Source organism: Brevibacillus fortis, from assembly GCF_046196545.1.
Classification (GTDB): domain Bacteria; phylum Bacillota; class Bacilli; order Brevibacillales; family Brevibacillaceae; genus Brevibacillus; species Brevibacillus fortis_A.
The window spans coordinates 4,848,965-4,864,487 of record NZ_CP176370.1; the positions used below are offsets into that span (position 1 = coordinate 4,848,965).

Annotated in this window: 12 protein-coding genes; 3 read left to right on the top strand and 9 right to left on the bottom strand. The window is 48.9% G+C overall.

The window, feature by feature from the left end:
* Positions 1–93 precede the first annotated feature (93 nt).
* Entirely contained in the window at positions 94–585 is a 492-nt protein-coding gene (locus tag ACKKE8_RS23875; protein ID WP_409175206.1) for an SMI1/KNR4 family protein, read from the bottom strand.
* 312 nt (positions 586–897) lie between these two features.
* On the opposite strand from ACKKE8_RS23875, the gene ACKKE8_RS23880 reads away from it, so the two are divergent.
* Positions 898–2,937, top strand: a complete 2,040-nt coding sequence (locus tag ACKKE8_RS23880; RefSeq protein WP_409175207.1) for a VWA domain-containing protein — start codon at positions 898–900, stop codon at positions 2,935–2,937.
* Here the strand turns inward: ACKKE8_RS23880 and ACKKE8_RS23885 are convergent.
* Positions 2,918–3,844, bottom strand: coding sequence for a serine/threonine protein kinase (locus ACKKE8_RS23885; RefSeq protein ID WP_409175208.1), 927 nt, complete (start codon positions 3,842–3,844; stop codon positions 2,918–2,920). The genes ACKKE8_RS23880 and ACKKE8_RS23885 overlap by 20 nt on opposite strands.
* A 98-nt stretch (positions 3,845–3,942) precedes the next feature.
* Here ACKKE8_RS23885 and ACKKE8_RS23890 point away from each other — a divergent pair, with 98 nt between their 5' ends.
* Positions 3,943–4,314, top strand: coding sequence for a VOC family protein (locus ACKKE8_RS23890; RefSeq protein WP_392429161.1), 372 nt, complete (start codon positions 3,943–3,945; stop codon positions 4,312–4,314).
* Here the strand turns inward: ACKKE8_RS23890 and ACKKE8_RS23895 are convergent, their stop codons facing one another.
* Entirely contained in the window at positions 4,315–5,535 is a 1,221-nt protein-coding gene (locus tag ACKKE8_RS23895; protein ID WP_409175209.1) for an MDR family MFS transporter, read from the bottom strand.
* 148 nt (positions 5,536–5,683) lie between these two features.
* Between ACKKE8_RS23895 and ACKKE8_RS23900 the strand changes: the two genes are divergently transcribed.
* Positions 5,684–7,525 (top strand): ABC transporter substrate-binding protein, encoded by a 1,842-nt coding sequence (locus ACKKE8_RS23900; RefSeq protein WP_409175210.1) that lies wholly within the window; start codon positions 5,684–5,686, stop codon positions 7,523–7,525.
* A 514-nt stretch (positions 7,526–8,039) separates the two neighbouring features.
* Here ACKKE8_RS23900 and nagA read toward each other — a convergent pair.
* The 6 genes from nagA to ACKKE8_RS23930 form a co-directional block, all read right to left on the bottom strand.
* A complete protein-coding gene (gene nagA, locus ACKKE8_RS23905; protein ID WP_409175211.1) occupies positions 8,040–9,209 on the bottom strand; it encodes an N-acetylglucosamine-6-phosphate deacetylase in 1,170 nt (389 codons plus the stop codon).
* A 45-nt stretch (positions 9,210–9,254) separates the two neighbouring features.
* Positions 9,255–10,334: an NAD(P)H-dependent flavin oxidoreductase gene (locus tag ACKKE8_RS23910; protein ID WP_409175212.1), complete on the bottom strand. Its 1,080-nt coding sequence runs from the start codon at positions 10,332–10,334 to the stop codon at positions 9,255–9,257.
* Between the two features lie 15 nt (positions 10,335–10,349).
* Positions 10,350–11,387 (bottom strand): NUDIX domain-containing protein, encoded by a 1,038-nt coding sequence (locus tag ACKKE8_RS23915; protein WP_409175213.1) that lies wholly within the window; start codon positions 11,385–11,387, stop codon positions 10,350–10,352.
* A 206-nt stretch (positions 11,388–11,593) separates the two neighbouring features.
* Positions 11,594–12,625, bottom strand: coding sequence for a FecCD family ABC transporter permease (locus ACKKE8_RS23920; RefSeq protein WP_409175214.1), 1,032 nt, complete (start codon positions 12,623–12,625; stop codon positions 11,594–11,596).
* Positions 12,626–12,627: 2 nt separating this feature from the next.
* Positions 12,628–13,683 carry a FecCD family ABC transporter permease gene (locus ACKKE8_RS23925; RefSeq protein ID WP_409175215.1) on the bottom strand — a complete coding sequence of 352 codons (1,056 nt, stop codon included), beginning with the start codon at positions 13,681–13,683 and terminating at the stop codon, positions 12,628–12,630.
* Positions 13,684–13,816: 133 nt separating this feature from the next.
* On the bottom strand, positions 13,817–15,409 hold the full coding sequence (locus ACKKE8_RS23930; protein WP_409175216.1) for a helix-turn-helix domain-containing protein: 1,593 nt from the start codon (positions 15,407–15,409) through the stop codon (positions 13,817–13,819).
* Positions 15,410–15,523: the final 114 nt, after the last annotated feature.

The window sequence follows — 15,523 nt, forward strand, 5'->3', positions numbered from 1 at the left end:
GCAACAACATCAGCTTCATTATCGGAATCAAATGAAATGAACTGTGTACAATCAAAGGTTACAGCCTCACCTCATACTGCTAGATTAAAATGATTAAAAGTTTACGCTATTCTTCATGATTTTATCTAAAAACTGATCAAATGAAGATGCAATTTGTTCAACTTCTTCAAATTCAGGTTCATAACCGCATACTATTGAACCAAATTCACTCCCGAGATCTATTGCATAATAGGTATAACCATTTCTTACAGATAAAGCTACAGGCAAATACCTGTCCCAAAATTTAGTAATCTCTTGTTTCCACGAGTCATCGTCGCACGCCGATTCTAAACTTATTTTCTCAAACTCATCCCAACTAAACGCTAGTTCTACTTCTCGGTTATAATCGTTTACACATAGAAACCAAGATTTTTCGTCTGCTGCTACGCAAATATCTACCAGTTTAAGAAATTGAACAAATTGTTCTGGTATTACTGGATATCGATTAACAATTTCATTCGTCCATGTTAGTTCATGATCGATCCGTTTTTTAACTTCCCATCCTTTTTCTTCAGCCCACGTGAGAAATTCTATTATTTTTTCCATTAGGCTATTCCCCCTGATCCTATTTTTTCTTTTCATTATATGAATAACTCTTCTTTGTAAGCCAGTCACTAAATGTACTTTCTATGTACGTAAGTTAGTGTTGCATAATTTTCATTAAGTTTTGCCTGCTACTTATGTTATGCATCCTCTGATTCTATCCACTATTTTGTCAGCCGTATCCATAATTTTTAGAATCTCAATTTCATCATACAATCCGCATGATGACTCCATTACAGGTTATAAAGCTACAAATAAATCTGTAGCCTTCTTAGGAACGAAATCTTTTCCACTGTCACAAACTTCAGTGAATGTATGTACAAAAATCGTCAGTCAACCCTCTCTCTGCAGCCACTTTTTCGAATGGTGGTCATCGGACTGCTCCTTCCCATGCTCTTCTTGTCCGCCCCTCTTACTGCGGGGGCAAATGGAACAGCAGATGCGGGAGTAGACGCGGTCTTTGTCATTGATACGAGTAATTCCATGAACAAAACGGACCCTGGCAAAACAGCCGCAGAGGTCATGAGTATGTTCATTGATATGAGTGAAGCCACGCGTACCCGCATTGGCTTTGTCGCTTATAATGATCGAATTGTACAAGCCCAGTCTCCAGCGAGCATGGCCGAAGCAAGAAATCGGGAACAGCTCAAGCGAACCATTCAAGGGTTGCGTTACTCTGGGTATTCTGATTTGGGACTCGGTTTGCGCAGAGGGGCAGATATGATTGAAAAAGCAAAGGACCCGGCTCGCAAGCCATTTTTGATCCTTCTGTCAGACGGGGGAACCGATTTGCGGCAAAATGCGGGTGGCAGGAGTGTGGCAGCATCCAACAAGGACGTAGAGACAGCTATCTCAAAAGCAAAAGCGCAAGGCTATCCGATCTATACGATTGGCCTCAATAGCGATGGCTCCGTCCAAAAGGATCAATTGAAAAAAATCGCAGAGGCAACAGGCGGAACTTCCTTTGTCACACAAAGTACGGATGATCTGCCCGAAATCTTCAATCAGATTTTTGCCAAGCATATTCAATCGCAGCTCGTATCAGTGGCAGCCATGACAGCTACCGGGGGCTTGCAGGAAGTGACCGTGACCATTCCTAACGCCAGCATGCAGGAAGCGAACATCATCCTGTTGTCGAACAATCCGCTGCTGGAATCGCAAGTGTACTATCAATCGCAAAATGTGCATTTTATGAAATCGAAAAAATACTCCCTGATGAAAATAGAAAAGCCGAAGAAGGGGAACTATCTCGTAAAATTTAGAGGCAAACCCGGGGATTTGGTGAAAATCAATTTACTGGGGAATTACAGCTTGACGGCTGGTGTAGAGGTCAAGCCTGAACCTGTTATCAAGGGGAATCCTGCTACGTTTACTACCTATCTCCACCATCTGGAGGGTGGCAAACGATTGGATGACAAGGATGTGTACGCATCCATGCAAGCAGAACTGATCGTAACCGATCTCGCGGGGAAAAAAGAAGAAGAGATCCCGATGAAGAACCTTGGCGATAGCTTTACAGTCGACTACGTCTTCCCTCACACAGGCAAGTACGAGTGGAGAATTTTTATGAACGGCCCGGACTTTTATCGCGAGACGGCTTCGAGCATTTTTGATATCACGAATATCGCGCCAGTTGCTGCCTCGGTAAATACCTTGACGATCGAGAAGGGAAACGGCGAGCAGGCTATTGATTTGGGTTCGTTCTTCACGGACGCCAATAACGACAAGCTGACCTATACTATCGTCACTGCTGATCCAGACGAACGATTTGTCGCCACGATTCAAGACGCGGCTCTGAATCTGTCACCAGAGAAAAGTGGTACATCAGAAATCACCATCACCGCCACGGATGCAGAAGGAGCAAGCGTTACAGGCCCGCTCGTCATTACCGTGCACTCGGTATGGGATCGCTACATCACCATCGGCATGATTGTGTTGCTCGTAGCAGCGATCGGCTATGGTGTTTACCTGCTTACACGTCCCAAGCCTGCCTTTGTGGGTCGTCTAGAGGGATATTTCCTGCACACAGCTAGTGGCAACGACATCCCTGTCAAGTTTTGGCCTCTCGCCTCCTTTGGCAAGAAACAGCGGATCACGTTGCAGGAGCTGTTCACCAGCTTGGATGTGAATGAGCATTTGCCCGAAGCGCAGAAGATTTACTTCCAGCCAGGAAAAAATCATACGCTGCTCTTGGTCAATCATAGTCACTGCACAGTCGAGCGGGGCAAGGAAACCATGCCCCGACATAAAAAGCTCGTCCTCCAATACAACGACAAGGTGTATGTGACCTTCGAGGATCGGATGACCGAGATCGAAATTCGCTTTAAGAAATCGTCTAGTGAGGAAGCTTCTTAAGAGAGAAGCGCGCCTTTCCCTTCCAAATCAGATGCTCTGCACGAATCGCTGTCGCAAACAGCTTGAGTGTGGGGCATCTTTTTTTTGAGTCGACGGCCAATCCCCACATAACGACATTCGCCAGCAGCAGCGGAACCTCAGGGTTGATCGTTCGAAGCGATGGCAATCGATCCTCAATCACTCTTGCCGCCACATCAACGGGACGCTCTTTGGTCAGACAGTAATACAGCGTGGCAGCCAGGCTGTAAATATCCGAGATTACTCCTTGCTTGGATTGACCCGAGTAAAACTCTAGCGGTGAATATCCTTCTGTCGTCACGATCGGCTTGGGTTCATCCTTTTCAAAATAGATCGCGGAGCCAAAATCGATCAGCACAGGCTGGCCAGCTTCGGTGACCAAGATGTTTTTGGGCTTGATATCGCGATGAATGATGCCTTTTTTGTGCAAATAGTCTAATCCGTCAAATACCGGAAGTACCGTCTGATGCAAAAATGCTCCCAGATCAAGCTCGGTTTGGGCTAATACATATTCATCCAGCGTCTTCCCTTTGCAATAGTCCACGACGAGATAACCTGTGCCATTTTCGGCAAAATGGTCGATGTATCCGATGATAGTTGCATGATTCAGTTCTTGGTGCAGAGACGCCTCTTGCCAAAAGCTGTCTAGCAGCATGTCGAATTTGGTTTGTAACGATGGTCTGCGACAAATGACCTTCACGTGATCCAAATCTCGCATAGCTAATGCTTGAGGGAAAAACTCTTTGAGAATGAGTGTCCGCTTGCTTTTCATATGGTAGACCACATACACATTCGACAGCTCACTTGTGGAAATGGTCTTTTTGATCCGATAAGCTTTTTGCAGGATCGTGCCTTTTTTCAGACCTCTTTCCCGTTCTACTTGTCTCATGTCATGGCCTCCCCTATCTTTCCTCTCAAAAAATGATAACGAAAGATGGGGGATTATGGCAATATAAAGAAAAAGTATGGAGAGGGGAATGATTGATCATGGCACATTTGGAATCGTTGCTTCACGTACAAGTTCCCGTGAAAAATTTGGAAGAGGCCATTGTCTGGTACTGCAATCACCTTGGCTTTTCCTTACAGGCGCGGTATCGTACTTCCGCTTTTCTTGCCCTGTCTGCGGGGCCCACCTTGATGATATGGGAAACGGATGAGCAGACGTCCACAACCTTTACCGTTGATCATCAACCCATGCCTGTCTTTTTGTACACCACTTCCGATGTGCATGCACTCCATGATTATTTGCAGGCCCATGAAGTCTCGATTACCCACTACCAAAACGATGGCTTCGGATGGGTGCTCAAGTTTTTTGACCCGAGCGGAAACATGTGGGGAGTCATTCAGAAGAACAACTAGCTAAATCATAACTTGTGAGGATTTTTCACAGCTTTTCTTTTGATGTTGCCGCTGATCCCATAAGTACTGGCCGCGCTGATAAAACGGAAGCGCGATAAAGGTCAACAGCATAAGGATCGCGAAGATGAGCGGCCCTTGTCCAAAGCCGAGTACCTGAAGCAACACCCCGCCGATCCACGCACAAACACTCTGTCCAAGGAAGGCAAAGCCGCTGGCACCGTAATACGCTCCTCGCAAATGCTGGGGAGCGATCTCCCCGATCAGGATATCTCCGACGACAAAGCACAAGATTTCGCCGATCGTAAACACCACCATCGACACGGAGAGCCAAAACAAATTCGTAAATAGCCCGAAACCGAACAGCCCCAGCCCAAACAATAGACAGCCCAGCTTCAACGCGGTCATCGATGAGTACCGCTTCATAAACTTCGCGAGTGGATATTGAAGCGCTAAAACAGAGATGGTATTCACCACAAATAAAAAGGAATACGCCTCGATTCGATCATGCCCAATGTACTGGGAGAGTGTGGTGTCCAGATGCGAGTAGGCACCAGCGACAAACAAATTCCCGAGCAACAAGTAAAGGAATACTTTGTCTGTAAAAACAATGCGTGCCATCTGATTCATGGTGACCGGTTCAGCAGCCACGTCCTTCTTCAGCTGTTCCTTGAACATGACCATAAATACCACCAATATGGCTGCGTACACGGCAAAAATGATAGCTGTGACGAGGAACGGCAATAAAGATGTGCTTCCTGCTCCCAGTTGCAAGCCAATTAACGGACCGATTGCTCCACCCACGTTAATCGCGAAATACCTGGCGTTGAAAACAGCTGCCCGCTGATCATCCGGTGTGACATCCGCCAGCAGGGCGCGGGCTGTCGGCTCAAATACGTTACGAAAAAGGCCGTTGCAAGCACTTAAAACAAAGAACATCCACGTCTCCGTCGCAAAAACGAATCCGATCAAGACGATGCTCCAAGCTCCCATCGCCGTGATCATCACTGGATATCTGCCCAATCGGTCTGACATTGCTCCCCCAGCAAAGCTGCTAATCGTTCCGACCAGCAAGCTGAGTGCGAGGATCGAGCCAACGATCGCCGGATCAATTCCTTTTACCTTTCCTAAATAAATGCCCAAAAACGGAAGCGTCATAAAAAAGCCTGTGCGTGACAAAAATGTTCCGATAATGACACCCCATGCCACCGGATGAAATCTCATACTCCCCATCTCTCTTTCCCATTCCCGTTTGTTATCTCTCGTGTTATCTTCAGTATAGGGAACTAGAAAAAAGGGAAAAAGGGTTCGGTTTGATTGAATTCGATCACCTTTTCGCACATACATTCTTATCTGAGAAATGGGGGCCTGCATGGTTACCGTTCTGCATTTTTTAGAGCTTCGTTCGTTTTTTCATCAAGAAGAAATCGGGAAACCGTTCCCTGTTACCATCGAAAAGCTGTCTGGGATTTGGCACTGTACGCCTCGCTACGCCAAGCTGATTGTCCGTAAGCTAGTCGAGCTGGGTTGGGTCGAATGGAAGGCAGGACGCGGGCGAGGGAATGTCTCAGTCATGACCCTCCATGCTGATTCCGATGAAATCCTCCTCGCCGAGGTCAAGCTGCAAATAGACAAGGGCGACGTCAAAGAAGCGATGGAGCTCATGAATCGCTACGGCAAAGCAGCCGTCAAAGACCAGATCATGGATTGGCTCTCGGAAGGAATGGGCTTCTTACGCCACTCGGTATCGAACCGTTCCCAAGATATCATGCGCTTTCCGGTGTACCGCACGATTGTGACGCTTGACCCTGGACTGGTTTACTACCACTTCGATGCACATCTGGCGGGACAAATTTTCAATACACTCGTCCATTATGATCTGAATAGTCGTTCGATTTTACCTTCCATCGCCCACTCATGGGAAAGTAGTCCAGATGCCACAGCATGGACCTTTTATTTGAAAAAGAACGTGCTTTTTCATCACGGACGGGAACTGACTGCTCATGATGTTGTTTTTTCCCTGAATCGGCTTCGCTTGCATCCAGACACGTATGAAGCAAGCTGGATGTTTCGTGACATAGAACAGCTTATAGCCATTGACGACAGAACCGTACGCATCCTGCTAAAAGAACCGAACTACTTGCTTCTGAGGTTGTTGGCGACGATACCCGCAAGCATTGTTCCAGAAGAAATCGTTCGGCAGGATGAGAAAGGCTTTGGAGAAAGACCAATTGGAACAGGCCCCTTTCAGCTGACCCGCCTTGACGAAGGGATTTGTATTCTAGAGGCATTTCCAGCTCATTTTCTCGGGAGACCGCAGTTGGATCGTGTGGAAATTTTGATCTTCCCCGAGTTGGATATGGGGCCAAATTGGGCGTCAGTGATGGTGTCGCACGGGGTTCAGTCGAAAGCACAAGCATTGAAGGAGGTAGTTATTCAGGACGGGCAGGACTGGTGCGATACGGAGGCATTTTTTTCCTGCTGTAATTTGCTTGTTTTTAATCAATGGAAGAGCGGCCCGCATAATCACCTCAAATTCCGTCAAGCACTTGATCAGCTGATCGATCGGGATCAAATGATTGCCGATTTGGGCGGTGATCGCATCTACCCGGCAAAAGGCTTCCGCACGTATCACCCTGTTTTAAGGGAGGTAAGAGTGAGAGAGAACGAGCAGCTCTGCCATGCTGAAATTATGTCCCTGCTACAGGAAAGCGACTATCAGGGAGAAACCTTGCGTCTTGTGACCACAGCCTACCATGAAGAAGATGCACTATGGATTCAACAACGATGCGCCGCTTATGGCATTAATCTGGAAGTCGCCGTGAGAGAACCATGGGAATTTTCGAATCGCGATTGTTTGCCCGAACATGACTGCCAGCTGTACGGCAATGTGTTCAGCAGCGATCAAATTAGCGAGCTGGAGATGTATTTGCAAAAGAATTACTTTCTCCCCGCATTTGATGAAGCATTGGCTCGGGCGATCAACAAGGAGATTTGCTTGACGTTTCAGGAGCCAGACCGGCTCGCTCGGGAACACCATCTCGCCAGGATCGAAGCCATGATCAAGGACAACTATGCTGTCTTGTACCTGGTTCAGAAAAAGACCCTTACGTCGTTCCACAAGTCTCTACGAGGCGTGTCGATCAATTCCTCGGGCTGGCTGGATTTTCATAAAATATGGTTTCAGCCGGATGCGTTGCAGCAGCAGTTGTAAGAAGGAGCTGTGGTGGAGGAAGAAGTGCATTTCCAGTCTACGCTTCGGCCTCCGCCCCGTAGGGGGGAAAGACTGTCCGCTCCGAAATGAATGGCGCGAGCGCTTCAAACGTAGACAGTTGCGAGGAAGTATCTCATAAGTGAAGCTGAAATTCCCCGCCATTCATTTCTACGCTGGGGAGGGCTCCAGAGGCGCTTGGACTGGAAATGCCCTTCTTCCTACGCGGCTTTTTGTTAACACCATTTTGAAAGGACATCCTGGAAGAAAGGCGTTATGAAAGCTCTCCCTGAGTTGACCTTCGAAAACGGTGTTAACCAGGTAGAAGACAATAGCTGTACGAAAGTCCTGTCACATGTTTGGAAGGAGACCGCCCGAACGTAGAGAGGATATAGGCGACTGGAAAACATGTGGCAGGGCTTCTCCCCGACCACAACCGTTCTAGGACATCTTTATTCTTTCATGCTAAAAAAAGCAATCCAAGAGCGACCTTGGACTGCTTTTTTCTAATGAGAAACTATTTTGACTGGTGATAGACTTCCTTACCCGCAACAAAAGTCATGGTCACGTCAAATTGTGTATTCAATACGGTAATATCTGCATCATACCCTACTGCCAGACGTCCTTTTCTGTCGCCAAAGCCAAGGATACTTGCCGGTGTCAGGGAAGCCATTTCCACTGCATCTGGCAAAGAGACGCCGCTCAGCGTCACCATATTGCCGACCGCCCGATTCAACGTCAGGATACTTCCAGCAAGTGTTCCATCTGCGAGCTTTGCCTGATTGTCTTGGACGTGAACCTCTTGCCCACCAAGGTCGTAAGTCCCTTCGCCCATCGCGGCTGCCCGCATGGAATCGCTGACAAGGGCCAGTCGTTCAGCCGTTTTGACCCGATACAAAATCTTCATGACTGCTGGATGCACATGGATGCCATCTGCGATCAGCTCTGTGCTCAACTGCTCATGATACATCGCGGCGCCCACTACGCCCGGCTCCCGATGATGCAGCCCTGTCATGGCATTGAAGCAGTGTGTAAAATGGCGCACGCCCGCATCTACCGCTTCCGTCGCTTGGGCAAATGTAGCGCCTGTATGTCCAGCAGACACGATGACATCCCGTTCTTTTAACCATGCAATCGCTTCAAGGGCTTCCGGTTGTTCAGGCGCAATCGTCACGACCTTGATCAGACCTTCTGATAGCCCGTAAAGCTTTTGCACGGCATCGAGCTTGGGTATCGCGATGTTTTCTTCTTTTTGCGCTCCCTTGTAACGAGGATTGATCCACGGGCCTTCCAGATGGATCCCGATCGCTTGTGCCGCCGGAAGCCCTTCCCTGCTGTTATGCGCGATGTTTACCAGCACCTGCTCCAATTGATCATAAGGAGCCGTCATCGTCGTCGCCAAAAAAGACGTCACCCCATGCCGTGCGAGTGCAGTCGAGATGGCCTGAAGTGATTCCGGCGTCCCGTCCATCGTGTCGTATCCATCAATCCCATGCATGTGCATATCGACGAATCCAGGGCAAATCCAGCCATCCTCTACTATCACCACATGATCTGGCAAAGCTTTTCCATACTCATCAGCCTTGCCAGCATAGCTGATCGTTCCATTTCCCACGACTACGAGACCATTATGCAATTCCTGTCCATCTACGACAAGGTTACCCTTGAGAGCGTATTCCTGGTTCAATTTGATTTCCTCCGTCTTTCGCGTGGCTTTCTTTGCGCGTTTATTCTACTTGCGTTGCCCCAGATTGCTGCAAATCCTCGTCGTCTCTGCTGCCAGTTTTTCAACGAGCTCACTCGCGCTTATTTCCTGACTGAGTGGAGCTGCCTGCCCCGCCCACATCGACATGTACGCACTTTGCTGCTGCTTGCCCGCAGCGGCTCGAATGTCTTTCGTCAGGGCATTTTGTACCGGATAGGTCGGGAGCTCGTGATCGAGTGGGGCAAGCGTTGTCATAAACTCATTTTGAATGCCCCTTGCCCATTTTCCAGAGAAAGCACGTGTCATCACAATGGACTCTTCGCTCGTCTCCAAAATGGCTTTCTTGTGCAGGACATGTGCTCCGCTCTCCTTGCACGTCAGAAAAGCCGTTCCGAGCTGCGCCGCCTGTGCCCCGAGCGAAAGCGCTGCTGCGATCCCTCGCCCATCCATGATCCCTCCAGCCGCGATTACGGGAATCTTGACCCGATCCACGATTTGCGGGACGAGCGCCATTGTTCCAATCATATTGCTTGGTGAATCCGGCAAAAAGGAACCACGGTGCCCACCTGCTTCGCTGCCTTGGGCCGCAATCATATCGACTCCGCTCGCTTCCAAAGCAATCGCTTCGCGAACGGTTGTCGCTGTTCCGATGACAGTGATTCCCCGCTGCTTCAACTCTGCCATCAAGCGATGATCCAGAACACCAAAGGTAAAGCTGAAAACGGCGGGCTGTTCCTCCAAGACAACAGCCATCTGCTCAGCAAACGGCTCTGTAAATTGCGTCACCTGTGGATTGTGCGGGATGCCCAATCGATCTCGCACATCATTCATTGCCTGGGCAACGCCTTCTGCGATCGGCTGGTCGGCATCGAAATCTTCCGGGATAAACAGATTCACGCCAAACGGTTTGTCCGTTAACGCCCGAATGGACTTGATCGCCTCACGAATCTGCTCAGGTGACATATATGCCGCACCGAGCGTTCCAAGTCCCCCTGCTTCTGAGACAGCGGCTACCAGAGCAGGTGTGGTCGCTCCCCCTGCCATTGGTGCCTGAATAATCGGCCATTTCAAATGTAAACGCGAAGTGATAGGATTGCTTGTCCACATAGTAAATCCACTCCTCTATCTTTGTTTACTAGTTGATTGGTCTTCGTTGCGAAGCATTTCAAGAAACTGCGCCAACACCCGGGCGGTTAACCCCCAGATGACACGCCCGTCCATCTCGTAAAACAAATGCTCGACTGTCCCTTTTCGCCACGGATATCGCTTGCCACCCGGAATCAGATGATAAGGAAAATCCTCTTCAGGCTCGGTCATGACAGAGGAAAGATACTTCGCTGGCTGTGTTGCCAACAGACGATCAAGTGGAAGGATAAAGACCTCTCCGACCTCGTCTGGATTCGGCTTCATATCGGGAATTCCTTCCACGTATCCAATAAAGGGCGTAATAATAGATGAGCCTGGCCCAATCACCTGATCGAGCTCGCCTACATAATGAATCCGCTCCAGGGGAATCCCTAGCTCCTCGCTTGTTTCCCGAGCAGCCGTCGCCCAACGGGATTCGTCGCTCTTCTCCGCTCGCCCTCCCGGAAAACATACCTCGTTCGCCTGTCGCCGCATCGTACTGGCTCTTTTTTCAAATAAAATGCCTAGCTGGTTGTCAGCCATTTTGACGAGCGGGAGCAAGACACTGTATGCGCCGCTCGTCCCTCGTTCATGTTCTTGCAATCTCTTGGAAATCTCCTTGATTGCAGGAACAAGGGAAGCCGCCCCTGATTCCTGTGGCAAGTACTGGGAGACCTCGATCAAATTATGGTCCGGATCACGTAAATACACCGAACGAATCGGCCCAATGGCGCCTGTTTTTTGAACAGGTCCTTCTACCAAATGGACGCCGCATGCATGAATATGCTGGATGACTTGCTCCAGTGGAAGCGATGTGACAAGACATAGATCAGCGGAGCCTGCGACTGGATGCATCGCTTTTGGCTCCCAATCTTGTCCGATTTGATGCAAATTAATTTTTTGCTGGCCGAAGTGCAGGGCCTTCCTGCCGTCTCCAAAGGTTACTGCCTTCATTCCCAGGACTTTTTCGTAAAAGTGACAGGTTGCTTCGATGTCTTTTACCGTCAAAACCAAGTGGTCTAATCGATCGATCATAGGCCTTTACTCCTTCTCGTCCCGATACAAGCTCATGTTGTTATTATAGCAAACACAAGGCGGTTGCTTCTTCCCCCCCATTGTCCTCCAACATTTCCCTCTTTTCAATTCCCAAATTGCCTGATCTCCACTTCGCTGTATACAAAAACGAGCGTCTCCCTCGTAACTAGACAGGAAAACGCTCGCCATATCCACAATATGCGAAACTATGCTTTTGAACGTGCCAGCAAGTACAAGAAATACGGAGCACCGATAACGGCTACAACGATACCAGTCGGAATCTCTGACGGCTGCATGATCCAGCGTCCGATGGTATCAGCCACGATGACCAATAGTGCACCCGCTAGCGCTGATGTAGGCAAAAGCATCTCATGCTTTGGTCCCACTAGTCTGCGAGCCAAATGCGGACCGATCAATCCGACAAAGCCGATGCCTCCACTCACTGCCACGCAAGAAGCAGCAAGCCCGACTGCGGCAGCCAGCAGCTTCAATTGCTCTTTGGCAACGGGTGCACCCAAGCCTTTCGCCAACTCTTCTCCCAAATTGAGCACGTTCATGACACGTGCTTTGTAAAAAACATAGGGGATTAAAATGGCGATCCAGGGCAAGAGCGAAAGAACAAACTTCCAGTTGGTCCCCCAGATACTACCGGCGAGCCAAGTCGCCACAAACTGGTACTTGTCTGGACTCAGCTTCAGCGTCAAGACGATCATCGCGGCACTCATCCCAGCCGCCACAGCAATCCCCGTCAATACGATACGGGTCGGAGACAATCCCTTGTGCCTTTTATAAGACAATACGAAGATCAGCGCTGCTGTCACGCTGGCTCCCAGCAAAGCCAACACCGGCAGCAAAAAAACAGGTGCCGCAGACGTTGATGGGTAAAACGAAATGAACAGCATCACCATCAAGCCAGCACCAGCGTTGATCCCTAAAATACCGGGTTCGGCCAATGCGTTGCGGGAAATCCCTTGAATAATACACCCGGATACGGCAAGCCCTGCCCCAATCAGGAGGGAAATAACAATCCGCGGCAAGCGGAACTCAAACAAGATCAGGCTTTGTTTGTCTGTTCCAGAACCGATCAGCGTCATCAGCAGATCGCTCGGTGACAATCGTATGTAGCCTGTGTTCATACTGATGATAAACGCGATGAAAATGAGGATGGCGAGTATCGTCATAACCGCAAAGGCTCTATTTCTTTTGCGGGTTTGGTAATGGGAAACAATATGCTGCATGATTACATCTCCCTCCTTTCTTTACGCGCCAAGTAAAGGAAGAACGGTACACCGATTAGCGCAATAAGTGCCCCTAATGGCGTCTCATACGGCGGATTTACCATTCTTGCGGCCAAATCGGCGAAAACGACGAGCAAGCTGCCCAAAATGGCTGAGCAAGGAATGATCCATCGGTAATCGACCCCAACCAAAAAGCGGGTCAAATGCGGAATGATCAATCCAACAAAGCCTACTGCCCCAACGACGGCGACTGCTGATCCAGCCAAAATCAGAACGATAATCATGCCTGCCAGTTTCACTAACGCCGTGCGCTGCCCCAATCCTTTTGCAACATCTTCACCAAGACTGAGCATCGTGATGGAACGCGACAGCATCATGGCACCAATAAGGGCTGCGAGAATCCACGGAAACATGACTTCGAGCTGAAACCATTTGGTTCCCGCCACACCGCCTGCATACCAGAAGGCCAAATCTTGTCCAATTTTAAAGTAAAGGGCAATCCCTTCGCTTAACGCAGACAATAATGCGGTCAATGCGGCACCCGCCAAAACGAGGCGCACGGGAGTCAAGCCGCCTTTTGCCAAGGAACCAATCCCGTAAACCATACCTGCCCCGACGCCAGCACCCAAAAAGCTGTAGAGAATCAGGTACATGAACGGCAGACCCGGGAAAAAAGCGAAGCAGAGTGCCAAAACAAATCCGGCACCTGCGTTCAAACCAAGCAATCCAGAATCCGCCAGCGGGTTGCGTGTCATCCCTTGCATGATGGCACCTGCAACAGCGAGACTGGCCCCGACCATTGCACCGCCGAGCAAGCGCGGCAAACGAATCTCCTGAATAATTTGGTGTTGCGTAATATCAGGATTAAATTGAAAAATAGCTTCCCATACGACAGCAAAGTGGATGTCGGCTGCTCCAAATGACACAGACAAAAACATCCCCAGTATTAATGCGAAAACTCCGCCGGTCAAAATTAGCGTTGCTGCCCAAGGGCGAGAGCGAAACGTAACCGGCTTTCCGTTATTCCCCTCTTTCAGGGAATGTGCGTGTTGACTCATACGTGCCACCTTTTTTTCGTTAGTATGGAGCTGAGTTGTTTTTGATGATATTGATTCTTATTATCATAAAAGAATTTTAGGCGATGTATGAAAACAGTGTCAATGGATAAACGCGTACTTTGCCTTTGTACATTTACGCTAATACTTTCAAGACATCATCGATTTTTTTCCCGTTGGCGATCACACCGTGATTCATCCAGGTCATGAAATCCACCTGGTACGCCCGCTTATTTTGGACAGCAGGAAGCGCTTGCCACACGGGATGGTCGAGCTGTAGCTGTTCAGCACCTGGTTTTCCCTGATGCCATTTGTCAAAGGCGAAGAAAAGATGATCAGCATCCAGCGTAGACAACTCTTCCCACGATACCCCTTCTCTCGCCTGCTTGGCAAATTGTTTTTTTACCAGCGGGGCCTGCTCCATTTCCAAATCTTGAAACAACACCTGCGATGTGTAGTTTTTCTCCACGAGGATTTGATCGGCCGATATGCGCAAGAAGGCTACTCTCTGCCCTTTGAGACCGCGTCCTATTACATTTTTGGCAGCTCTTACTTTTTGTTCATACTGCTCGATTGACCGCTCTGCCAATTCACTTCTGCCCAACCGATCACCGAGGGTGCGCAATGTTTTTCGCCACTCAGGGCCGAACTGCCGAATCACGCATGTGAAGGCAATCCGTGAACATTTGGCATACACATTCTCCTTCCAGCCTGTACATTCCCGAAGCATAATGACATCTGGGGCACGACTGGACAAGAGCTGCACGTCATCTGTCAGCACATCGTACGTCGGTACATCATGCAGACCCAAATAATCCTGCTGCCCCCAATATGTATGCGCCCATTGAACGACGGGTCGAATGCCAAGAGCCAGCAAATAATCCTCCATATAAAGAGAGACGACTCGTAAATCATCCCGATGAATGTTGCGATATTTTCCTGGCGCGAGCCCTACACTCTTCTTAAAACGACGATTGAAATAATACTCGCTGTTGAATCCGACATTTTGGGCAATCTCGTTGATCCGATCACCTGTCATGAGCAGTAGCTGCTTCGCCTGGTTCATCCGCAGCTGATGGATGTAATCAAGCGGTAGTTGTCCTGTCATTTCTTTGAAAAGCTGTGTGTATCGCCAACGTGCAACATGCGCTTCCTCAGCCAACTGCTCAACGGTCAACGGCTCCTGATAGTGCTCCTCTACATACGCAATCGAACGTTCAACAGCTCGCCTCGGGTCCAAACTCGTTTTGCCTGGCACATTTTGCTGGGCCAAAACGCATAGCAATTCCTCAAACCGCACGTGATTTAAAAATAGTTGCAGCGCCTCCGTGGCATCGCGATGCTTGTAAATCTCCGCAATCGATTCAACAACACGTGAAAAAGGCGTGCAGGCCAACTCCCCCACACAGAAAAAAGCCTCGGAAGCTTGTTCCTTCGTCGGAGCTCCCGTGTGGACGACACGAAAAGTCAGATAATAATAGTCGAGAACATGACTCGTGCAACTGATCCGAACGTTCTGACGCGGTGCCGCAATCCAGCAACGCTCCCGAGTGAATCGACATGTCGATGATTCGATTTCAATGAGCCCTTCTCCGTCAGTTGCTACAATCATCGTGTAGTCTTCCGTCTCTTGATAGTCCTGCCATCTTTCCACATTTACTTTTTGGATGGCCGTCATTGCAAAGAATGATGGTGGAGATAGCTTGGCCCCAGATGCTTCGTTATTCATCTCCCTCACCCTTCTCGTGAGAATGATTATCATTTAATATTATAATGAGTAAACATCCCGACGACAAGCTCCACAAATGAAAAAGAAAGCGCATCAACAGATATGACGCGCTTT